This is a genomic window from Clostridium sp. FS41, from assembly GCF_000954015.1.
GTDB lineage: Bacteria > Bacillota > Clostridia > Lachnospirales > Lachnospiraceae > Enterocloster > Enterocloster citroniae.
The window spans coordinates 101585-123969 of sequence record NZ_JYHN01000051.1 but is presented as its reverse complement, the minus strand read 5'-3'; the positions used below and the strand labels follow the sequence as shown (position 1 = coordinate 123969).

Annotated in this window: 19 protein-coding genes; 3 read left to right on the top strand and 16 right to left on the bottom strand. The window is 52.0% G+C overall.

Annotated elements, in window-relative coordinates:
* Nucleotides 1-45 precede the first annotated feature (45 nt).
* Genes CLFS41_RS08785 through CLFS41_RS08775 form a run of 3 tightly spaced genes read right to left on the bottom strand, consistent with a single transcriptional unit; the run spans nucleotide 46 to nucleotide 5493 of the window.
* On the bottom strand, nucleotides 46-1842 hold the full coding sequence (locus CLFS41_RS08785) for an NADH-dependent [FeFe] hydrogenase, group A6 (protein WP_007862872.1): 1797 nt from the start codon (nucleotides 1840-1842) through the stop codon (nucleotides 46-48).
* Between the two features lie 40 nt (nucleotides 1843-1882).
* On the bottom strand, nucleotides 1883-4978 hold the full coding sequence (locus CLFS41_RS08780) for an NADH-ubiquinone oxidoreductase-F iron-sulfur binding region domain-containing protein (protein ID WP_045092060.1): 3096 nt from the start codon (nucleotides 4976-4978) through the stop codon (nucleotides 1883-1885).
* Nucleotides 4978-5493 (bottom strand): NAD(P)H-dependent oxidoreductase subunit E, encoded by a 516-nt coding sequence (locus tag CLFS41_RS08775; RefSeq protein ID WP_007862874.1) that lies wholly within the window; start codon nucleotides 5491-5493, stop codon nucleotides 4978-4980. The genes CLFS41_RS08780 and CLFS41_RS08775 overlap by 1 nt, the downstream gene beginning before the upstream one ends.
* A gap of 743 nt (nucleotides 5494-6236) precedes the next feature.
* Between CLFS41_RS08775 and CLFS41_RS08770 the strand changes: the two genes are divergently transcribed.
* Entirely contained in the window at nucleotides 6237-7814 is a 1578-nt protein-coding gene (locus CLFS41_RS08770) for an SPFH domain-containing protein (protein ID WP_007862875.1), read from the top strand.
* 114 nt (nucleotides 7815-7928) lie between these two features.
* Here CLFS41_RS08770 and CLFS41_RS08765 read toward each other — a convergent pair whose 3' ends face one another.
* Entirely contained in the window at nucleotides 7929-10676 is a 2748-nt protein-coding gene (locus tag CLFS41_RS08765) for a sensor histidine kinase (RefSeq protein WP_045092059.1), read from the bottom strand.
* A complete protein-coding gene (locus CLFS41_RS08760; protein WP_007862877.1) occupies nucleotides 10648-11358 on the bottom strand; it encodes a response regulator transcription factor in 711 nt (236 codons plus the stop codon). The genes CLFS41_RS08765 and CLFS41_RS08760 overlap by 29 nt, the downstream gene beginning before the upstream one ends.
* Before the next feature lie 314 nt (nucleotides 11359-11672).
* Here CLFS41_RS08760 and CLFS41_RS08755 point away from each other — a divergent pair, with 314 nt between their 5' ends.
* Nucleotides 11673-12446 carry an SDR family oxidoreductase gene (locus CLFS41_RS08755; RefSeq protein ID WP_007862878.1) on the top strand — a complete coding sequence of 258 codons (774 nt, stop codon included), beginning with the start codon at nucleotides 11673-11675 and terminating at the stop codon, nucleotides 12444-12446.
* Nucleotides 12447-12469: 23 nt separating this feature from the next.
* On the top strand, nucleotides 12470-12808 hold the full coding sequence (locus CLFS41_RS08750) for a hypothetical protein (RefSeq protein WP_045092058.1): 339 nt from the start codon (nucleotides 12470-12472) through the stop codon (nucleotides 12806-12808).
* Nucleotides 12809-12850: 42 nt separating this feature from the next.
* On the opposite strand, the gene CLFS41_RS08745 is transcribed toward CLFS41_RS08750, so the two are convergent.
* The 11 genes from CLFS41_RS08745 to CLFS41_RS29390 form a co-directional block, all read right to left on the bottom strand.
* The gene (locus CLFS41_RS08745) at nucleotides 12851-13342 is read right to left on the bottom strand and encodes a chemotaxis protein CheW (RefSeq protein WP_045092057.1); all 492 of its coding nucleotides are present in this window, start codon (nucleotides 13340-13342) and stop codon (nucleotides 12851-12853) included.
* Nucleotides 13332-15494, bottom strand: a complete 2163-nt coding sequence (locus CLFS41_RS08740) for an ATP-binding protein (RefSeq protein ID WP_045092056.1) — start codon at nucleotides 15492-15494, stop codon at nucleotides 13332-13334. Before CLFS41_RS08740 ends, CLFS41_RS08745 begins: the two co-directional genes overlap by 11 nt.
* Before the next feature lie 15 nt (nucleotides 15495-15509).
* Nucleotides 15510-16454 carry a diguanylate cyclase gene (locus CLFS41_RS08735; RefSeq protein ID WP_347467976.1) on the bottom strand — a complete coding sequence of 315 codons (945 nt, stop codon included), beginning with the start codon at nucleotides 16452-16454 and terminating at the stop codon, nucleotides 15510-15512.
* A 17-nt stretch (nucleotides 16455-16471) separates the two neighbouring features.
* Complete coding sequence (locus tag CLFS41_RS08730) at nucleotides 16472-16948, bottom strand: chemotaxis protein CheD (protein WP_045092055.1); 477 nt, start codon at nucleotides 16946-16948, stop codon at nucleotides 16472-16474.
* Nucleotides 16949-16952: 4 nt separating this feature from the next.
* Nucleotides 16953-17564 (bottom strand): chemotaxis protein CheC, encoded by a 612-nt coding sequence (locus CLFS41_RS08725; RefSeq protein ID WP_007862885.1) that lies wholly within the window; start codon nucleotides 17562-17564, stop codon nucleotides 16953-16955.
* Nucleotides 17565-17587: 23 nt separating this feature from the next.
* On the bottom strand, nucleotides 17588-19267 hold the full coding sequence (locus CLFS41_RS08720; protein WP_347467974.1) for a methyl-accepting chemotaxis protein: 1680 nt from the start codon (nucleotides 19265-19267) through the stop codon (nucleotides 17588-17590).
* A 17-nt stretch (nucleotides 19268-19284) separates the two neighbouring features.
* Nucleotides 19285-19650, bottom strand: coding sequence for a response regulator (locus CLFS41_RS08715; protein WP_007862887.1), 366 nt, complete (start codon nucleotides 19648-19650; stop codon nucleotides 19285-19287).
* Nucleotides 19651-19702: 52 nt separating this feature from the next.
* Complete coding sequence (locus CLFS41_RS08710; protein ID WP_007862888.1) at nucleotides 19703-20518, bottom strand: protein-glutamate O-methyltransferase CheR; 816 nt, start codon at nucleotides 20516-20518, stop codon at nucleotides 19703-19705.
* Nucleotides 20515-20829: a chemotaxis protein CheW gene (locus tag CLFS41_RS08705; protein ID WP_007862889.1), complete on the bottom strand. Its 315-nt coding sequence runs from the start codon at nucleotides 20827-20829 to the stop codon at nucleotides 20515-20517. The genes CLFS41_RS08710 and CLFS41_RS08705 overlap by 4 nt, the downstream gene beginning before the upstream one ends.
* 16 nt (nucleotides 20830-20845) lie before the next feature.
* On the bottom strand, nucleotides 20846-21232 hold the full coding sequence (locus CLFS41_RS08700; RefSeq protein WP_007862891.1) for a hypothetical protein: 387 nt from the start codon (nucleotides 21230-21232) through the stop codon (nucleotides 20846-20848).
* A gap of 146 nt (nucleotides 21233-21378) precedes the next feature.
* Entirely contained in the window at nucleotides 21379-22272 is an 894-nt protein-coding gene (locus CLFS41_RS29390) for a polysaccharide deacetylase family protein (RefSeq protein WP_242856804.1), read from the bottom strand.
* Between the last annotated feature and the right edge of the window lie 113 nt (nucleotides 22273-22385).

Below are 22385 nucleotides of genomic sequence, written 5' to 3'. Positions count from 1 at the left end.
GTTTTGCTTTGTCTTCTATTTTATCCTCTATTCTATGTCCTCTGTTTATTTGACCAGCTGGTTATATTTCCCTCGCCTCACATAGTGGGTGTGGAGCAGATGGTGGGACAAATGCCCGTTGGGCTCTCCCAGGTACTCGTTATAGAGCTTCATCAGATCCGGGTTCTCATGGGATTTGCGCAGCACCTTGCGTTCATCCTCGCTGTAAAGGGCCTTTGAACGCTTTTCACGGTAATTTTCCTCCGTACAGCGCGGCTGTCCTCCGCCGTTGATACATCCTCCCGGGCATCCCATGACTTCGATAAAGTGATAGGGCGAAGTACCTGCCGCCACTTCCTCCATAAGCTTGGAAGCTCCCTCCAGACCGCTGGTCACAGCCACATTTACCGTTACCCCGTTCAGGTGCCCATAGACGGGAAGAGGTTCTTCTATGGTAATGGATGCTGTTTTTACCTGGTCCAGACCTACAATAGGTGTCACATGCAGCTTTTCAAAGGGCAGTTCCCTGCCTGTCACCACTTCATATACGGTGCGCAGCGCTGCCTCCATAACGCCGCCGGTCACACCGAAAATGTCGGCGGCTCCTGTTCCCAGCCCCAGTGGGGAATCAAACTCACCTTCCGGCAGATTCACAAAATCCAATCCCGCCTTTTTGATCATCCTGGCCAGTTCCCTGGTGGTCAGGACCGCATCCACATCACGGCGTCCGTCCACTTCCATCTCCGGGCGCTGGATCTCATATTTTTTTGCCGTACAGGGCATCACGGATACAACGAACATGTCCTTGGGATCCGTGCCGGTGCGCTCTGCATAAAATGACTTTACAACCGCTCCCAGCATGGTGTGGGGACTCTTACAGGTAGACAGGTGGTCCAGCTCCTCCGGGAACTGGTGTTCAATGTGTTTGATCCAGCCCGGGGAACAGCTGGTGATCATGGGAAGGGCAGTTGGCCCCTCCTTGTTGTCATCCCCCTTCAGCACTGCGTTAAGGCGTCCCAGCAGCTCCGTTCCCTCCTCCAGGATGGTCAGGTCAGCTGAAAACAAAGTGTCGAACACGTCATCAAATCCGATCTCATGGAGAGCCGTGGCCATTTTACCGGTGACAGGTGTTCCCACAGGAAGGCCGAACTCCTCTCCCAGGGCAGCACGCACAGCCGGGGCCACCTGGACCACCACGCGCTTGCCGGGATCAGCAAGCGCCCGCCATACCGGGGTAAGGCCGTCCGTTTCCTTCAGCGCTCCCGTGGGACAGACCACCGTACACTGGCCGCACATGGCACAGGCCGTGGAATTGAGAGGAAGGCCCATAGCCGGGCTGACCACTGTGTCAAATCCCCTGTTCTGCGCCTGGATCGCTCCCACCTTCTGGATCTCCTTACAGACAGTCACACAGCGGCGGCACAGGATACATTTGCTGGTATCCCTTGTGATGGACGGGGAAATGTCCACCAGGGGTTTTGTCATTGCCCCCTCAAAACGGCTCTCTGTCACTCCCAGCTCATATCCCAGGTCCTGAAGTTCACAGTTGGTATTGCGCCCGCAGTTTAGGCAGTCCTTGGGATGGTTGGAGAGAAGCAGTTCATAGAGCACCTTTCTGGCCTCCAGCACTTTAGGCGAATGGGTCCTGATAACCATCCCCTCCCGCACCTTTGCCATACAGGATGCCTGCAGGTTCCTCATGCCTTCCACTTCCACCACGCAGATACGGCAGGAACCGTACTGGTGAACGTTCTTCATATGGCAGAGACTGGGAACCTTGATACCCACGGACTCTGCTGCTTCCATAATGGTAGAGCCCTCCGCTGCCTCCACCGGTTTTCCGTTGATTGTTATATGTATCATACGATTATCTCCTCCTTGTTACGATCAGTTGGCATCCCGTCTATCTGCGGTCACAGTGCAGACATCTCAGCGCCTCGCCCATGGCATCCAGTTTATGGAACCCGCAGTTTACTTCCATGAAGTTGTCTTTTCTCTCCTCCGGAGACAGGCATCTGGTCTGGAACCGGTTATGAGGTTCATTTACTTCTATATCGATCTCGGGAATGGTAAACTGCTCACCCTGATTCAGTTCGCCCTGTCCGCCCAGGTACTGGTCGATCTTCACAGCCGCCTTTTTACCGTCCGCAATGGCTTGGATCACCACATTGGCTCCCCAGGGGCTCACATCGCCTCCTGCAAATACGCCTTCCTCGCCGGTCGCTCCGGTGAAACGGTCAATGGCCAGCTTTCCGTTCTTCTTCACTTCCACATTGGTGGTCCTGTATGCCTGATGGTCCACATCCTGGTTAATGGCCGTCACCACGCCATCGCACTCCAGGAAGAAATCAGAATCCGGGATATGCGCCGTGCGTCTGCGTCCGTCACTGCCGTAATCCGTCTCCTTTCTGCGTACCAGGTGAATACCGGTCACCTTTTTGTCCGCTCCCAGGAATTCCACAGGAGATGCCATGGTGATGATCTTCACACCCTCTTCCCTGGCCTCCACGATCTCCTCCCCGCCTGCGGGCATTTCCTTCTCAGATCTGCGGTAGATAACGGTTACCTCTGATGCACCCAGACGGACCGCGGTCCTGGCCACATCCATGGCCGTGCTTCCGCCGCCGATCACCACCAGCTTATTAGGAACGCTCATATCCTGTTTCAGTCCGATCCGCTTAAGGAATCCAAGGCCGCTTTCCACGCCCTTTAAGTCCTCTCCCGGCACATCCAGCAGCCTGGAAACCTGGGTTCCTGCCGCGATATAGATTGCATCGGACTGCTTTTTCATATCTTCAAAGGAGATATCCGTACCAACCTTTGTGTTCAGGTGGATTTTCACACCGCTCATCTCAATGGCGCGGATCTCTTTCTGGAGCACTGCCTTGGGAAGTCGGTATTCAGGGATTCCCCAGTAGAGCACGCCTCCTGCCACGGATTCCGCCTCATATACATGGACCTCATGCCCCATATTAGCCAGAAAATATGCACAGGAGAGACCGGAAGGGCCTGCTCCGATAATGGATATGCGTAATCCGGTGGCGGGCCTTGGCTCAATCATAGGAATGGCATACTCATCCCGCAGGGCATAATCCCCGATAAACCGTTTCACGGAACAGATGGACAGCGCCTCATCTACCTGGGAACGGCGGCAGTGGTCCTCACATGGATGGGTACATACACGTCCGCACACTGCGGGGAAGGGGTTATCCTGGCGGATCAGGCGGTAAGCATCCTCGATCCTTCCGGCTGCCAGCATGGACATATAGCCGGGTATAAATACATTGGCAGGGCAGGCGTTGCGGCAGGGCGATGACTGAAGTTCCGCGCATACACCAGCGGTACAGTGTTTTTCGTAAATATGGGACTCATATTCACTTCGGAAATATTTAAGGGTGGAGAGCACCGGGTTGGGGGCTGTCTGGCCCAGGCCGCACATGGCCGTCTGCTTGATGGTTTCTGCCAGTTCCTCCAAAAGCTCCAGGTCTCCCGGTTCTCCCTTGCCCTCTGTAATGCGCTCCAGGATCTCCAGCATCCGCCTGGTGCCATTACGGCAGGGGAGGCATTTTCCGCAGGACTCGTCACAGATAAAGTCCATAAAATACCTGGCCGTATCCACCATACAGGTGTCCTCATTCATGACGATCAGTCCGCCGGAACCCATGATGGCCCCCAATTTGGACAGGGATTCATAGTCCACTGAGGTATTCAGGTGTTCTTTGGTCAGGCATCCTCCGGAAGGCCCGCCGGACTGGATGGCCTTAAACTTCTTGCCGCCAATGATCCCGCCGCCGATCTTATAAATAATGTCACCCAGCACGGTTCCCATGGGAACCTCGATAATACCCGCATTGACAATATCTCCTGCCAGGGCAAACACCTTTGTACCAGCGCTTTTCTCAGTGCCGATCCCATGGTACCACCCGGAACCGTTGAGGATAATGGGGGCCACATTGGCCAGCGTCTCCACGTTATTGATGATGGTGGGACTTTCAAACAGACCCTTTTCAAAGGGGAAGGGCGGTTTCTGCCTGGGCTCGCCTCTCCTGCCCTCGATGGATGCCAGGAGGGAAGTCTCCTCGCCGCAGACAAACGCTCCTGCACCGATACGGATCTCCAGGTCAAAGGAGAAATCGCTGCCAAATATATGCTCACCCAGAATTCCGGCTTTCCTGGCCTGGTCAATGGCATTGCCAAGGCGTTCCACCGCGATCGGGTACTCGGCACGGACATATACATATCCTTTGGAGGCCCCGATGGCGTATCCGCCCAGCATCATGCCTTCAATAATGCTGTGGGGATCTCCTTCCAGAATACTTCTGTCCATAAATGCTCCGGGATCGCCCTCGTCCGCATTACAGACCATGAATTTCCGGCCGTCCTCAGAAACAGCCTTAAGCCCTGCTTCCCACTTTACACCGGTTGGGAAACCAGCTCCGCCTCTGCCCCGAAGCCCCGAGGCCTTCATCTCATCCACCACTTCCTGGGGTGTCATGCCGGACAGCGCCTTGGCCATTGCAGCATATCCATCTCTGGATATGTATGCTTCCAGGGAAGCATATTCCATATGACCGCAGTTTCTCAGGGCGATGCGCACCTGGCCCTGGAAAAACTCTATATCCTCCATCTTTGGAACGTAGTTCCCCGATTCCTCGTCAAAATATGTAAATTCCTCACAGATCTCATCCTTCAGAAGATGCCTAGCAACCACCTGCTCTGCTTTTTCCGGATTCATCTTTGTATAGAAAATGCCTTCCGGTTCCACCAGGATCACAGGTCCCATGGCGCAAGTGCCCATACATCCGGTCACTGTCACCTTCACTTCATGGGACAAGTGATATGCATCCACCGCCTTGACCAGTGCATCCCTTACTTCCCCGCAGTTGGAGGAAATGCAGCCCGCGCCTCCGCATACCAGCACCTGGCGTCTGTAAGACAGCTGATGCCTGAGATATTCTTCTTTTATTCTTAACAGATCTTCCTGCTTTCTCACTTCCATCACTGCTCTCCCTCCTCTTCATAGTAACGTTCCAGGATCTGCTCCAGTTTGTCGGGGTTTACCTGCTTGTAAACCTGGTCGTCAATGGACATGGCCGGTGCCAGACCACAGGCTCCGATACAGCGCGCCACCTCAAAGGTGAACTTCCTGTCGGCCGTTGTCTCTCCGATCTCCACATCCAGCAGATCCTTTATCCGTTCCACGATTTTTTTGCCGCCCCGCACGTAACAGGCGGTTCCCAGACAGACACGTATGGTGTGCTCTCCTCTGGGCTGTGTGGAGAAGAAAGAGTAGAATGTCACTACTCCCGATACCTCTGCCAGCGGAACGTCCAGCGCGTCCGCAATCACCTTCTGTACTTCCAAAGGCAGATACCCATAAATTCCCTGCGCCATATGAAGGACCTGGATCAGGCTTCCTTCCTTGCCCTTGTACTCTGCCGCCAGTTCACCAATCCGTTTTAACAGCGCTTCCTCACTGTGGTCACAGCAGCATGTATGCGTGTTTTCACCCATAACTTTACCTCCTCACTTTTCCACGATCCATTTGACCGTGGACCTTCCTTAGCCCGCTTTTGTTTTCCATTTGTTTAAGCGTTGCGTTGCTGGCCTGGCAAACGGCTGCAGTCCGTTTGACGGCTCCCTCATCGCAGGTTCTCCCGATCATTGGGAGAGTGTATTGTGAAAAATTATACAAAGTTAAGGCGGGAGCAACCTTATGGGTTGCTCCCGCCAAAATGTCCCTGTATAATCATTTCTGACTTTTTAAAAATCTCTCGCTTGCGGTGTAGCAAACGAACATTGCCAATTACAACTCTCATATCGCACCTCAATCCAATGAACTAATATGTAAACAATTCAATCTCCCTTAAAAACTGGTGTCCGCGCCCGTCATGCCCCGTGGCATCTTATGCCGGAAAGTTCCGCCGGAACGCCCTGCACATCCGGGAGACGTATGAACGTTGGTATGTCCTATCATCCTGTCCTTTGTATTGTGCCTAAAAATTTTTGGTATATCAAAATAATTTTGTATATATTTTATGGTAACATATAAAATTGTACTTGTCAATATACAATCTTTTTTATAACAATCTTTTTCACCGTTCCAATTCTCCATTTTTACCCGATTTTTTTCAGTCTATTCTAAATTTTTCCTGTCGATTTCTGTCGAATTTCTGAATAATATTTGCACCATTTCCAACATATGGTACAATAGCTTTAACAAAATCTTTATACTTTTTTATCAGAAAGGAGTCCTTATGTTTGATTTAGATTTTATCATCACTGCTTTGGGCTTTATTGTCCCCATCATTCTTGTTATCCTCATTATTACCCAGGGGTACGTAAAAGCTCCGCCGGACCACGCCTATATCATATCCGGCCTTCGCAAACAGCCCCGCGTGCTCATCGGCCGGGCAGGTATCAAGATACCTTTTTTTGAGCAGATGGATAAACTGTATCTGGGGCAGATCACCGTGGATATCAAAACGGATGAGTATATCCCTACCAACGACTTCATCAATGTTATGGTGGATGCGGTTGCCAAAGTAAGGGTTGCGGATGATGGTGAACGTATGAAGCTGGCCATGAGGAACTTCCTCAACAAGGAGCCTGCCAAGATCGCATCGGACCTTCAGGACTCCCTTCAGGGCAATATGCGTGAGATCATCGGCACACTTACCCTGCGGGCCATTAACACGGACCGTGATTCCTTCTCAGACCAGGTAATGATCAAGGCCTCCAAGGACATGGAAAAGCTGGGAATTGATATCCTCTCCTGTAACATCCAGAATGTAACGGATGAGCACGGACTGATCCAGGACCTTGGTATGGACAACACTTCCAAGATCCGTAAGGACGCATCCATTGCAAAAGCCGAAGCGGAAAGGGATATTGCCATTGCCCAGGCTGCGGCCGACAATGCAGCCAATGATGCCAGGGTGATCGCCGAGACGGAGATCGCCCAGAAGAACAATGAACTGGCCATCAAGAAAGCCGAACTTCAGAAAGCATCCGACACCAAGAAAGCGGAGGCGGACGCTGCTTACGAGATCCAGAAACAGGAACAGCAGAAAACGATCCAGACCGCCACGGTCAATGCACAGATTGCCAGGGCTGAGCGTGAGGCCGAACTGCGCAAGCAGGAGGTATTAGTCCAGCAGCAGGCGCTGGAGGCCGAGATCAACAAAAAGGCGGACGCTGACAGATATGCCATTGAGCAGGCTGCCGCGGCCGGACTGACCAAACGCCAGCGTGAGGCGGAGGCCAAGAAATACGAGCAGGAGCAGGAAGCACTGGCCAAAAAAGCCCAGGCCGATGCGGAACAGTATGAGCGCGAAAAGGATGCGGAAGCGCAAAAAGCCATTGCGGAAGCACAGAAGTATGCCATGGTCCAGGAGGCGGAAGGTATCCGGGCCAAGGGCGAAGCCGAGGCTACGGCCATCCGGGCCAAGGCATTGGCTGAGGCAGAAGGTATGGAGAAAAAGGCCGAGGCTTACCAGAAGTACAACAAGGCAGCCATGGCCGAGATGATGATCCAGGTGCTTCCTGAAATTGCAGGAAGAATTGCTGAACCCCTTTCACAGATCGACAAGATCACGATCATCGGAGGAGGCGGCAGCGACTCTGAAAGCGGTGTTGGCTCCATCGCCGGTAATGTCCCCGTTGTTATGGCAAAGCTGTTTGAGTCCATGAAAGAGACCACGGGCGTGGATCTGGCTGAGATCATGAAAGCCGATACATATGATGCCAAAGTGACACGCAATGTAAATCTTACCGGCGCCCCTGACATAGTGATCGGCGCAAATGGGGAGGCAAGTCCCAATCAGTCTGTTTAATTCCTATTTTGTCTACATATTGAGATGGTGCAGCCAGATTTCCGGCTGCACCATCTTCTTAATATCATCTTCATAATATCATTTTTTTAATACTATTTTTATTTTTACATATCCTTATCTGGCATCTCGGGATTCCTCATCCTGGACCACGGTCCATTCTCCGGATATCACTTCAATGTCATCAGATGCCTCCCTGTCCGTAATTCTTCCATCTTCCCCGGACACAGGTGCTCCGCCTCCTCTGTTATCCAGATTCGGATACTGATCCGGATTTTGTTCCATTCCTCCTTCCGGTCCTTGTTCCGGTCCTCTTTCCGGTTCTCCTTCCGAATCCTTCTCCTGCCCTTTATCCGGTTCCTTATCTCGCTGCACCATTGCTTCCTTCCAGCGTATGATCACCCTGAACAGGTCATCCTCCACCTCGATCTTCATGGTGCCGCCCTGGACCTCCACAAAACTTCTGGCAATGGCAAGCCCCAGGCCGGAGCCCTCTGTGTTGCGGGATGAGTCGCCCCGCACAAACCGCTCGGTCAGCTCCTCCGGCGATACATTCAGCTCCTTGGCCGATATATTGCGCATGGAGATATTAACATACCCATCCGGTTCCCGGGCGACCAGAATGTATGCCCTGGTTCCCGGCAGTCCGTACTTCGCAATGTTGACCAAAAGGTTTTCAAATATACGGTATGTCTTCTGGCTGTCCAGGTACAGAACCACACGTTCCTCGGGCAGGTTAAACCTGAACTCGATCCCGCTGGCCTCCATCTTATCCGACAGTTCAAAGCGGACCTGCTTCAAAAGACTGATAATATCCACATTTTCCGGGTGCAGGGTCACGGTGCCGCTGCTGGCCTTGCTCACTTCAAACAGGTCTTCGATCAGCACCTTCAGACGCATGGACTTCTGGTCCAACACCTGGATATAGGACCTGCGCTCCTCCTCAGTGACATTTTCCTGTTTTAAAAGGTTTACATAAGTGATAATGGCAGTGAGGGGCGTCTTTAAGTCGTGGGATACATTGGTGATCAGCTCGGATTTGGTCCGCTCGCTTTTTACCTCCTGTGCAACTGCCTTTTTTAAGCCCTCCTGGATTCTGCAAAGCTGTTCCTTAAAGGGATTAAATATACCCAGGTCTTCCTTGATCTCCACATCCAGGTTGCCCTCTGCGATCTCATTGATCCCATTTAGCAGCGTCCTGTATTTCACCTGCATCTCTCCCCAGTATTTCCTCAAAAGGATAAACAGCACAATGGAATAGATTACCAGAGCACCGATCCCCCAGAACCACAGACAAGAGATCAGGGTCAAAATCACGAAGTTTCCGATCACCGCCTTGCCGATGATCTTAGTGGACCGGCTCTCCCAGTCCGTCTCATTGAACACATTCAGGGCATTGCAGGCCCAGCGCTTGATAAAGCGCAGGAATCTTCCAAGCCAGGTGCGCTCCTTAAAGTAGCGCCACAACCCCAGGGAAAAGACCGCCCTGTAGCATGTGATCCCCCAATAGAACAGGCCATAAGCGATTCCCCAGAATACAAGGTTGATCACCACCACCATCACATCCGCGGACCATGGCAGGAATTCGGCTCTCAAAAGCTCCTGCTTCAAGGTTCCGGTCACGGTTGCGGACATAAGAGTACCGGGAATGCTTCCCTCTCCCATGATGCAGAGCCATCCCATCCCGATCAGGCTGAGAGGTTCAAAGCTCAGGCGGCACAGCGCGCTTTTGCCGATCTCCAGCTTCTTAACAGCCGGAAGGGCCAGGGCCATTACGGCCAGGATAAACATCATGCTGCCCACGACCGTATAGTATCCGCCTCCGTCAATGTATGATCTGCCATCAGTCTCCCAGTCATCTGCCAGACGCATGGCATTGTTAAATGTGTCAGGCACGCACCTGAACTGGATCTTAATATTCTTTGGACCGGAAAACCGCACATCGCTGTAGCGGTAGTCATCAGACAACCTTTGGGTCAGTGGATCGTAGAATTCAAAACGGTTCATTGCCTGAAGCAGTCTGGAGGCATCCTCATCCCCCCCTGCAAAGTCCACCACCTTAAGGCTTCCTGTTCCGGAAAACTCCACAGTGAATTTGAATTCCCTTGCCTGCTCGTTTAAAGGTGAGTCAAAGAACTGTTCCGGGCTGCTCACATTGCTCCTCTGGTACCGGTTGTTTTCATCCAGCACTGCGTAGAAAAGGGCTGAATTGTATTTCTGGAAATAGCGCTCCCAATCCCTGCCCACAGTGTCCATAAGTGTCTGGAGGCTTTGATAGTAGTCCAGATCATACTGGGAATCGTAATAATTGTAATCCGATACGATCCGGAGCTCTGTGTTATCCATGGAATCATCATACACATCGGAGCTGAGACGTTCTGCCGTCACACCGTACTCACCGGCAGATACGTTACCGGCAGATACGTCACCGGCGCCGTCTTCACTGCCATCTGCTCCTGACGCGCCCGGGCCTGCCCCATCCACTTCATCGGAAGTGCCGGTACTGCTCCCGGCCTGGCTGTACGTAACGCCGCGGTCATCTGTAAAACCATACTCCTCAGCCCTGGCCCTGCGGATCTTTTCCTCCAGGCCGGGAAGGAATGTCTGGGAATAGGTGAGCACCCGGCCCTCCTCTTCCTGCTTTTGCTGATGCCATATCTCGTAGCTGAAATTCATGACCTGGGTAGCCAGGCCGCTGTAATCATAATTCTGTTCCATCAGACGTGTCATTCTGTCTGAACTGTATTCCCCGGCCTTTGCCTTCATGTACGGGTAAAGGCCTATGGTTGCGGCCGATGCCGCCGCCACCGCCAGTATAATAAGCCACACGCCTAACTTATGGCTGTTTTTCAATTTTGTATCCAACTCCCCACACCACCTTTACATATTTGGGCTCCCTGGGGTTTACCTCAATTTTTTCCCTCAGGTTACGGATGTGTACCATGACCGTATCCGTATTGATGGCCCTTTCATTCCAGACCCGCTCATATATCTCCTCAGCGGGAAATACACGGCCCGGGTTCTGTATTAACAGCAACAGGATCTTAAACTCAATGGGCGTCACCTTCACACAGCTTCCATCCACCATAACCTCCACGGTCTCCTCATTGACCTCCAGTCCGCCCAGCCTGTGAATCTTAGGATTCTCAGCCTGTTTGGAATTCAGCCGGTCCATAAAACGGTGGTATCGCCTGAGCTGGGAATTTACCCTGGCCAGAAGTTCCATGGGAGTAAAGGGCTTTGTGATATAATCATCGGCGCCCATATTCAGTCCCAGTATCTTGTCAACTTCCTCTGATTTGGCAGACAGGAAAATAACCGGAAAATCATGTTTTTCCCTGAGCTTTGCGGTCATTGTGATCCCATCCATCCTGGGCATCATCACATCCACGATAGCCAGGTCGATCTCATTGTCCTCCAGCACCTTCAGCCCTTCTATTCCGTCTGCAGCCTGGAACACCACGTATCCCTGGCTTTTTAAAAATATTTCAACGCCTTCCCTTATCTCTTTGTCATCCTCTACCAGTAAAATCCGGTCCCCGCTCATGTCCATATCCTCCTTACGTATATTATCCTAACAGTCAATTCAAAATATATCCGTCATAAAATTAAAAAGAATTTCTAAAGTCTTATTGTAGCATTCCTAAGGATATTCTTCAACCTCCCCCAGATCGGGCCGTACATCAGCAGGCATTTGGTTCATGGTCACAGGCTCTCTGTAAACACAATGGGATTTGTATGACATTGTTATTTTTTTAATTAAATTGACAAATACTTATGCGAATGATATGGTTTTATATATTAAATAATAATGATTACTGTTATTTATTTAGCAAAGAGTTTGTAAAGGAGGACATTTCATTGAGTACATATGTTATCACAGGCGGTACCACCGGCATCGGTGCAGCAACCCGCAAACTACTTCTGTCACAGGGGCATGAGGTATTCAACATTGATTTTAAGGGCGGCGATCATTTGGCTGACCTATCTTCCCCGGAAGGCCGCCAGAGCGCCGTTGACGAGGTATTTCGCCGTTATCCGGACGGGATCGATGTGCTGATCTGTAATGCAGGCGTAGGGCCTACGGCACCGCCCCAGACCATTTTTGCCCTGAACTTTTTTGCCAGCGTACGCATCGCAGAGGCCCTGAGGCCCCTGTTAAAGAAAAAACATGGAAACTGCGTGATCACTTCCTCCAACTCCATCACCAACATGACCGTGCGTATGGATTGGGTGGATATGCTTTCCAATGTCATGGATGAGGAACGGATTCTGGAGTTTGTGAAGGATATCCCCCGGACCCAGGCAGCTTCCTGCTACAGTTCATCCAAGCACGCCCTGGCCCGCTGGGTGCGCCGTGTATCCCCCTCATGGGCCGTGGACGGACTGCGCATCAACTCCGTTGCCCCCGGCAACACCACCACCCCCATGACCCAGAATATGACGGACGCACAGATGGACGCCGCCCTACTCATCCCCATACCCACCCGATACGGCAGAAAGGAATTCCTGGATGCCGAGGAGATCGCCAACGGGATCGTTTTCCTGGCTTCCCCCATGGCCAGCGGGATCAACGGCGTGATTCTGTTTGTGGACGGCGGGATCGATGCCCTGCTGCGCTCGGAACGTTTTTAACATAAATCTAGGAGGATAATGATATGACGATATTAGAGCAATACATTGACTGCATGCAGAAAGGGGATGAGGTTGCCCTGGCCGATCTGTTTAACGAATACGGAGTACTTCACGACTCTTCCGTGATCAAGGCCGGTATGGACACCATCCACCTGGAGGGAAAGATGGCCGTGGAAATGATGTTCCACCACAAATTCGGATTTAACGGTGGACCCTTCCCCATTCACAGTGTAAAATATGCGGATGCCAATACCGTGTGGTATTTCATCACCTATCATGAGCACGTGGTGCCGGTGACCGCATTTCTCTCGGAAGTGGATGATGAGGGCAAGATCAAACGGCTCAACATCTACCCCTTGTAATAAGATCAGGGCGGCCCCGTCATCAGGGAGCCGCCCTTTACCTTATCTGCACACAATGAGATTTTCCAACGTCTTTTCCACATCCAAAAGAAAATACAGTTCATTTCCACACATATAATACGCCTTTTCAGCCAGCAATGCGGCTTCCTGCTTTTCCGGCCCCCGAATCCGGTCCTCAGCCTTCAGCTGGGCCATATAGGGATCTCCGTGCAAAAGGATTCCCGCATAATACTTCTTCCAATGGATGACCATGACAAGCTGACGGTCCACAAAGGTCTCCCCGCTGTCCACAGGGAATTCAGGACTGTCCGGTTCTATGCAGCCCTCTATGCAGTTCTCAATACAGCCCTCCAGACGGACCACGGGAACAATGGTCCCCTTATGGTTGCAGACACCTGCATAATATCCCGGAAGGCAGGGCATGGCAGATAAGACCACATCCTTGCATATCTCTTCCACATAAGAAAATTCAACCGCATATTTCCGGCCGTTTCCCGGGATACAGAGCACTTCCCTGACTGGTTCATCTGTCATAACGCTCCTCCTTTTTGTACCTTCCAATGAGGATCTCAGTGTCCAGAGCAGCGCATATATGGCCGCTGCCCATGATACTGCAGCCGCAGATGCCGGTTCTGCTCCTAAAGCCGCTGCCCAGAAGGGCAGGAAGGGATTTTATCACAATGCGTTTCTGCCCATAGATGTGATCCATGAGAAAGAATCCCTCGTGCTCCGCACCTCTTACATACACAAGGACGGCCCGTTCCGGTATCTCCCCGCCCAGTGAGTAAAAGCCGTGCAGATCAATGATCGGAACCATCCTGTCCTCGTACAAAAGAAATTCCCGCCCATTCATGCAGCGCATCATATCCTTAACCGCGCCATATTCCAGGAAACGGTACACATGGCGGGCAGGTATGGAAAAACGGTACGGTCCTATTTTGAACCGGACACATTCCATGGATGCCAGGTTCAGGGGAACCGTGATGGCAAAGGAACTGCCCTCCCCTTCCTTGCTGCGTATGGAAAGGCTGCCCCCCACCTCCTCCATGATGTTCTTAACCACGTCCAGTCCCACGCCTCTTCCGGAGTATTCCGTCACTGTCTCATTGGTGGAAAACCCCGGGGAAAGCAGGATTTCCTTGATCTGCTGGATATCCTCCCCCGGACCGGTCATCAGACTTCTTTCCATGGCTTTTTCCCTGACCTTTTCCATATCGATCCCTCTGCCGTCATCGCTAATGGTCAGGCGCAGTTCCCCGCCTGCGTTCTCTGCTGAAAAAACAACCTTCCCTCTCCTGTCTTTTCCCGCCTCCTGGCGCTGATCCGGCGCTTCTATGCCATGGTCCATGGCATTGCGCACCATGTGCAGCAGGGCCTCAGACACGTAATCCACCACGCTTTTATCCGCCTCCACATCCGCACATTGGACCACCAGCTCAGCTTCCTTTTTTTGATCCCTGCACATGTCCCTTAAAGCCCGTTTCAGTTTTGGGACCACCTTTGCCACAGGCACAAGGCGCATCTCCATGACCGAGCGCTCGATCTGGCTCACCAGCAGGCTGATCTGATGGCCTGTTCCGTTTTCCACATCCTCCAGCCCGCTTTTGCTCAGTTCGTTCTCCAATATCTGCATCTGGAGCAGAAGCTGCGCCGCCTGGTTCTGAAGCTGGTCCAGACGCTCAATACGCACCTCCATAAAATCATCGCTGACCATCTCGGACCGGTCCTTTTCACCGCCGGCCTTCCTGTTCCCGGAGGCCGGACCCAAACCGGATCCGCTGCCCCCGTGCAGGCTGTCCTCAGGCTCACTGTCAGCCACCACTTTGCACCCTGCCACAAACAGTCCATTTCTCAGGGTCTTCAGGACCGCCTCCTTATCACCGCTCTCAAACCGGATAAAGACGCCATTTTTCCCTATATATTCAGCGCTCTCTCCTGCCTTGTCCAGATCTTTGGGATATGTCTCCACCAGTGTGCAGATACCTGTTATGGACCGCACCAGCATGAATGCCCGGATATTCTCCATACGGCAGCCTTCCTCCAGGGTCACATTGACAACCGTGCCCCCCTGGGCCACAAAGGCTTCGGGTATCTCCGCCGCCGTCTCTCCCTCTTTGGCTCCTGCCCTTAATGTTCCGTCCGGTTCCAGCCCTTGCTCCTGATCCGGTTCCAGCCCCACTCCGGATTTGTTAAGTCCCCGGGGCTGCCCTGTCCCGGCCTTGTTAAGTCCCTGGGCCTGCGCTGTTTCCAGCACTTTGCCCTGTACTTTCCCCTGCTTCATTCCCGCCAGGCAGGCCTGGGCGCGGTTCTCAATACCGGATGTATCTCCGGGCTTGTAACCCTCCCTTTTCATCTGCTCCAGTTCCTGTTCAACAAAATCGGATGCTTCAAACAGCAGATCAAACAGTCCCGGCTCCGGCGATTCCAGATTTTCGGGATGCTCCCTGTAAAATGAAAACAAGTCCTCCAGCTTATGGGCCATGGAGGACAGGCCTCCCAGGCCCATCATGGCTGATGAGCTTTTTATGGTGTGCATGACCCTGAAAATGCTGTGAATACTGTCCTCCTCAAACCTGCCCTTTCTCTCTGCCTCCAGCAGTATATCTGCCAGCTGATTGTTAAGCTGCCTTGTCTCCAGCAGGTATACCTCCAGCATTTCCAGGGCATCTGATTCAAAATATCCCATAATCCGCTCCGTCCATTATAAACTTTCATACCACACACTTTGGTTTTTTCCATTCCTCTTGCCGTGATAAAGCGCCTTGTCCGCACAGCTTATCCCCTCCTCCAGGGCTTCCTGGGGTTTGAATACATGGAGCCCCAGCGTCATGGTACAGGAAAATCCTTCCGCTCCGTAGGGAATCACAAACTGTTCCACCTGTCTGCGCACCTTCTCGCTGATCTCATATGCCTCCTCAAGAGTGACACGGAACAGAATCATAAGGAATTCCTCTCCGCCCCACCGGACCACCCTGTGGTTACGGCAGTTGTCCTCCAGGATGTTGGCAATGCATATAAGGGCCATATCCCCGGCATCATGGCCGTACGTATCATTAACCAGCTTAAAATCATCAATATCAGCCATCACAAAGACTGTCTCCACATCCCCTGCCGTGCAGCAGCGCACATCCTCCAGCAGATCGCCCACAACATAACGCCGGTTGTACAGCCCCGTAAGCCCATCCCTGTACGCCATATAATTCAGCTTTTCCATACTGTCCCGCAGTTCCCTGTTCTGGCGGTCCAGTTCGTCCCTCTGCTTTTTCTGGGCCAGGTGGGCGTGGATCCTGGACTGGAGTTCCTTTTTGACAAAAGGCTTCTTGATATAATCGCAGGCACCCATGGAAAATCCCCTGACCACATCTTCGTCACTGGATTTGGAGGTCAGGAAAATGATGACCGAATCCTTTGGACTGCCATCCTTTAAATGATTGTAAAGCTCATAGCCGTCCGTGTCCGGAAGCACCACGTCCAGGAGGATCAGATCGGGACGGCACCGCTTTAACTGCTCCACAGCCTCCTGGCCGCTGTGGGCTTCCCAGAGGCTGATATCTTCCTCCTTTAAAGCTGCTTTAATCTGTTCGCAGATCAAAAGACTGTCATCCACGATCAACACTGTCTGTCTGTTTTCCTCTTTCATGTGCATTGTTCTTCCTCCTGGTTTTACAGCACAACAAGTGCATGTCTCACCGAATTTATTTCTAATTTTCCGTTTTCCCCATAAAAGAAAATGGTCCTGCCGTAATTCTTTCCCGTATCCTGGGCCATGAGAGGTATGCCCTTCCTGGCCAGGCTGAGTTTCACGGCCTCCGTATTTTTTTCTCCAATATCCATATGGATGTTGGATGATGAGAACATCCTGGCTCCACCTGCGATCTTGGCTACCAGCATATTTTCCCTGGCTCCCCGGCCCACCATTTCCTTTACCAGTTCACAGACGCCTTCATCCGCAAATTTATATGCATTTTCTTTGTTGGCCGCATACTCCCTTCCGGGGAGTATGATATGGGCCATACCTGCAATCCTTTTTTGGGGATCATAAAGGCAGATACCAATACAGGAGCCCAGGGCATAGGAGACCAGCACCTGGTTTCCTGATACGACTTTTCCATCTGCAATCCCAACTACAATCTTATCCATGGCGCTACTCCCTGAGTCTGTGAAGCATGATCCCCAAATCCTCCTGCTCCGGAAGGAACAGTATGTGGCCCCTGTAGGCCTTGCCCGACATTTGGAACCGGTTCTCTATGAGCAGGATATCATCACTTACGATCACCCAGTGGGACAGTGGATAGCTCAGGATCGCCCCTGCCATGTCGATACACAGTTCAGGCACTGACACATCCATCTCTATATTCATAAATTGAGACAGGGCGCGGATATAGGAACCGCACATGATATTGCCCAGCTCGCAGACCAGGGATGTCTCCATCTCATCCATCTCCATGATCCTTTGCGCTCTCCTGCCCAATATGGCCTCTATTACGGCATTTGTAAAGGTTTCGCTGAGCATAAACAGGAAGATCCCCTTCATCTGTCCCGTCACCTCCACCAGAATCCCTGTCTGCAGTTCCTCCGGCTGTCCCAGAACACGGCAGACCTCCTGATAGGACAGGACCTTAAGTGCCGGTATCTCCAGTTCAATGGGCTGGTCCATCATCTGCGACAGGGAGGTGACTGCATTTCCGGCTCCTATATTTCCAATTTCCATTAATATATCCTTTGATATCTCATCCAACTCCCTGTAAGTCTCCATCCCCTTGCCTCTCCTTTATATCCCTATAATTCAAAGCGTTCCACCAGCTCCTTGAGTATCTGGGCCTGTGCGGAAAGCTCCTCGCTGGCTGCCGCGCTTTCCTCCGATGTGGCTGAATTGCCCTGGACGATCTCCGAAATAAGCTCCACACTTTTCCGGATCTGGCTGATGGCCTCAGCCTGCTGTATGGACAGCCCTGAGATCTTATCCATCTCCCTGTTAACGGTCCTGGCCCCTTCCACGGAATCCTTTAATGTCCGGGCCGTTGCATTGACCGCGTCCATACCATCCCTTGCGGCCTCCGAATTCTTTTCCACCAGTTCCGCGGTAAGCTTGGACGCCCCCGCAGTCTTGGAAGCAAGACGTCTGACCTCTTCCGCCACAACGGAAAAGCCCCGGCCGGCCTCCCCGGCCCTGGCAGCTTCAACCGAAGCATTCAGGGCCAAAATATTGGTCTGGAACGCTATATCCTCAATCTGCCTGACGATCCCTGTGATCTCCCCGGAATTTTTCTTAACCTGCCCCATGGATTCCATCAGGGAAGCCATCTGCTCCTCGCACTCTCCCAGCCTGTGACCCACGGATGCGGCCAGACGGCTGGAGGCAACTGCGCTGTCCGCATTATTCCTTACGCTCTCTGCGATCTCATTAATGCTCACTGCCAACTCTTCCACGGAGCCTGCCTGCTCCGATGCGCCTTGTGCCAGGGCCTGGGCATTGTTGGACACCTGCTCCGCTCCCAGGGATACCTGCTCCGCGCTGCTGTTGATCTGATAAATGGAATTACGCAAAAGACGGCTGATCTCACTGAGCCCATTGCCCACCGCAATAAAATCCCCTTTAAACACAACCTCCGGCTGGTAGTTCAGATGACCGCCGCCCAGAGCCGCAAGCCCTCTGCGGATCTCCTCCACATAGTTCTTCAGAGCCTCTGATGTGCTGCGTATGTCATCGGCCAGCTGTCCCAGTTCGTCCCTGGACTTATATGAAAGTCCGATATCCAGACCGCCATTGGCAATGGTATTGGCCGCATCCTTTGCCTCCCTGATGGGCCTTACAATACTTTTCGTTATGGTAACGCAGATCAGGACGGTAAATGCGATACATACCAGTGAAAGGAGGAGCAGCATAAACATAATCCTGTGGTTTGCCTCATGCGCCGCAGACATACTGTGCTCCGCGTCCGCCACAGATAAATCCACCACATCGTTGAGAACCGTCCGCACCGTATTGGCCTGGGGGAGATAACTGTCCACATACTCCTTTAAGACTTCCCTGTTTTCCCCCTCTTCCAGAAGAGACATGATCCTGGTCCTTGATACGGCCAGCTTCTGGAACTCTTCCTGCAGTTCCTTTACCTTTTCCGGTGCAGTGATATAACCGGTGGAAAGCTGGGTCAGAGCAGCCTCCTCCGATTGGATCAGCTCTTTTGTATTCTCAAGATATCTATCTTCATCCACCAGCTCATCGGTGGCTGCCATCAGGACTATATTCCGGTCCACCGCACGCAGGTTTGCAATCATGCGCAGGGAGGACTGTACATTGGCAAACGGCTCATTGTAGAGCCGGTCCATTCTGGAGGACACGGACTCTATGTTAAAAAGCGCCGTCACAACCGTGATAATATAGAGAATGATAATGGATATGAAAGCCACTGCCATTTTCTTGCCTGTCTTATAATTCTTGAACCGTTCCCTCATCATTTTTATCCCCGCAATCTTTATGAATTCAGATGGCAATCCACAACCCGCATAAATTCATCCGCCTTAAAAGGCTTGACGATAAAATCCACCGCACCTGCAACCAATGCCCTTTGGATCATCATCTCCTGCCCCACTGCCGAGCACATCACGATCCTGGTCCCCGGTTCTTTTGCCAGCATCTCCTCCAGGACCTCCAGGCCGGACTTGCCGGGCATGGTGATGTCAAGAAGGACCAGATCGGGCTTTACCTGCCTGAACACAGCCATGGCCTCTTCTCCGTCCTGTGCCTCAGACACATCCTGATACCCGCCTTCGTTCAGTATTTTGCGGATTATCTTTCTCATAAACATTGCATCATCTACAATTAATATCCGTTTATCCATATGGTCCCCTTTTATCCCTTCCTATTTTACAGGTTTTTATTTAACAGGCTCTCTATTTTACAGGCTTTTTATAAACAGCCGGATATACCGCCTCCAGCCTGGTCTCCTCCCTTGATAAAAGCTCCGCATGTCCCACCAGCAGATAGCCCCCCGGATTCAGGCAGGCCTCCAGCTGACGGACCAGCCATTCCCTTGAGCGGCGGTCAAAATATATCATTACGTTCCGGCATAATACCAGATCGAATTTTTCCGTTCCCGGCGCTGTCTCCATAAGATTATGGCGTCTGAACCGTATATTATACCTGAGCCGTTCTTCCACCTCAAAGGTGTTCTCCTCCCGGACCCGGCAATATTTTCTCTGCCATGACTCCGGCAGGCACTCCATCTCCTTAATGGGATAGATCCCCTGCTCCGCCTTTCTCAAGGCTTCGCCTGAAATGTCCGTGGCCAGCATACGGATACCGGGCATGCGTCCGCCCTTTTCCTTAAGTTCCTGGATCAGCATGGAAACCGAATACACCTCCTCGCCGGTAGAACATCCTGCACTCCAGATGTTACAGACGCCGCAGCTCCGGTTCTCAAACAGTTCCGGCAGTATTTTCTGCCCCAATACAGTAAAATGGGCCGGCTCCCTCATAAAGTATGTATAATTGGTGGTAAGCCGGTTCACCATCTCACCGGCCATAATACCGGTCCTGTCGTTCTTCATCAGCTCCATATATCTGGCAAAGGAAGTAATTCCCCGCCGCTCCAGTTCCCTGGCCAGCCTGCATTCGATCAGGACCTGCTTTTTTTCCAGGTTAATACCGTAGTGTTCCCTGATATATGTTACAATTTCATCAAATTCCTTTGCATTCAGTCTGATCACTCTGATTTCTCCCATACTCCCGTGAGTACCCGGACCAATTCCTCCTGATCCCCGTTTTCCTCTCCAACCGGTTCCCCGCAGACAGCACAGAGGGCGTCATCCTGTCCGCCCAGTATAAAAGCACAGGAAATCTCATTTCCATTGCCAAGGCAATAAAAAGTCAGAGGTTTTCCCTCATAAATCAGGACTCCTCCGACATTCCCCGGGGCCCCGGGTACTTTATGTAACTGGGGATGAATGACGATCTCCCGGATGCGGCCTGTTTCTACGTACAGTACCCTGTCTCCATCCCTGACAGCCACCAAATCCATGTGTATGACCTCCCATTTATTCCAATCCCATGGCCAGGGGATCAAGTACAAAAGCCGGATCATATCCGCCGTCCTCCCCTTCCAGAAGGGCCATTGCCTTCAGATAACGGTTATGGCTGCTCATTACCCCTTCCGGTATCCCATGGATCCGTTCCTCTCCGATCTCTGCCAGTCCGGCCACTGATTCAGCACCTATTCCAAACCTGAGGTCCCGGCATCTGACAATAATCAGGTAAGGCTGCCCTGTCTCAACCGGGGGAAACTCCATGCCCCCGCCAACCGCCAGGGGAAGCTCAGGATCGCGCTCACTCATGGCAGATACCCGCTCCACCCACTGCAGTGGAAGAAGGAAGCTGAAGCCGGCAAGATAAAAGAGAAGATATGAATCCCTTAACCTATCCATCCCTTCTCCTTTCCGCCTGTACGGGCCGCCTTAAATCTTAACACATTATTTATATTCTATCATATATGGGAGAGATTTACTATTGTAAAATTCAAAACAAAAACAGGCGCCCGCTGTGAGGTCCCTGTTTTGTCCCTGATCCGCAATTATCTGAACTGAATGGGCTTTGTGTCCCATGTAAGGGGTTCCATTTGGTAATCCTGCAGCTGGTCAATGAGATCATCCAGACAGGATGCCGTGCTGTGTACAATGTCATGGGCCAGAAGCACCACCCGGTGTCTGCCCTGGATCGTCCTTTTTGCATTAGCTATGAGTTCCTCAGGGGAGGCGGGCTTGACCGCGTCCTCAAGGCTGGCATTCCAGTCAAAATAGGTAAACCCCCTGGCACTCATCCGGTCTATTATCTCCTGCCGGACAGCCCGGTTATAGGAATTAATGCTGCCGCCGGGAAATCGGTACAGTTTTATCTCAGCCCCCGTCACCTCCAGGACCGTCCTGTATGCTTCCTGGAAATCTTCCATAAAACAATCCGTGCTCCTGTAGATTTCCTCATAGTCATGGCGGTTGCAGTGGATGCCGATGGTATGGCCCTCTGCGGCGATGCGCCGGGCCACCTGGGGATGCCTGCGCACATTCTCTCCCACCAGGAAAAAGGTGGCCTTTATGTTCCTCGCTTTCAGGACATCCAAAACCGCGTTGGTATTTTCTTCTGACGGCCCATCATCAAAGGTGAGATATATGGTTTTAGGCTGCTCGCTTTTTTCCTTTTTCCGTTCCCGTATTCCGGCCACGATCATGTCTGCAGCCATTTCCCCCTGGGTTATCACGGTGCCCGGATCCAAAGGGAATGCCGCCGGCTGTCCTCCTGCCCTGTCCATGCCCGCTGTTCTGTACATGCCCGATGTCCTTTCCCTTCCCATGGAACTCACAGCCGGCACCGTGAAGATACACACCGACACAACCGTGGATAAGGCCAGCAAGGCCAGCCGTCCGGCAGACCTTTTCCAGCCCTTTGAATATGAATTTCTTCTGTACACCATATATGCCCCTCTGAATGTAAAAAGCCCCTGTGCTCCCAGGAACCTGAATGCATCTGAATCTTGCTTTCTGGTTCCCAGCTTACACAGGAGCGGCATCAAAATACCATCATTTT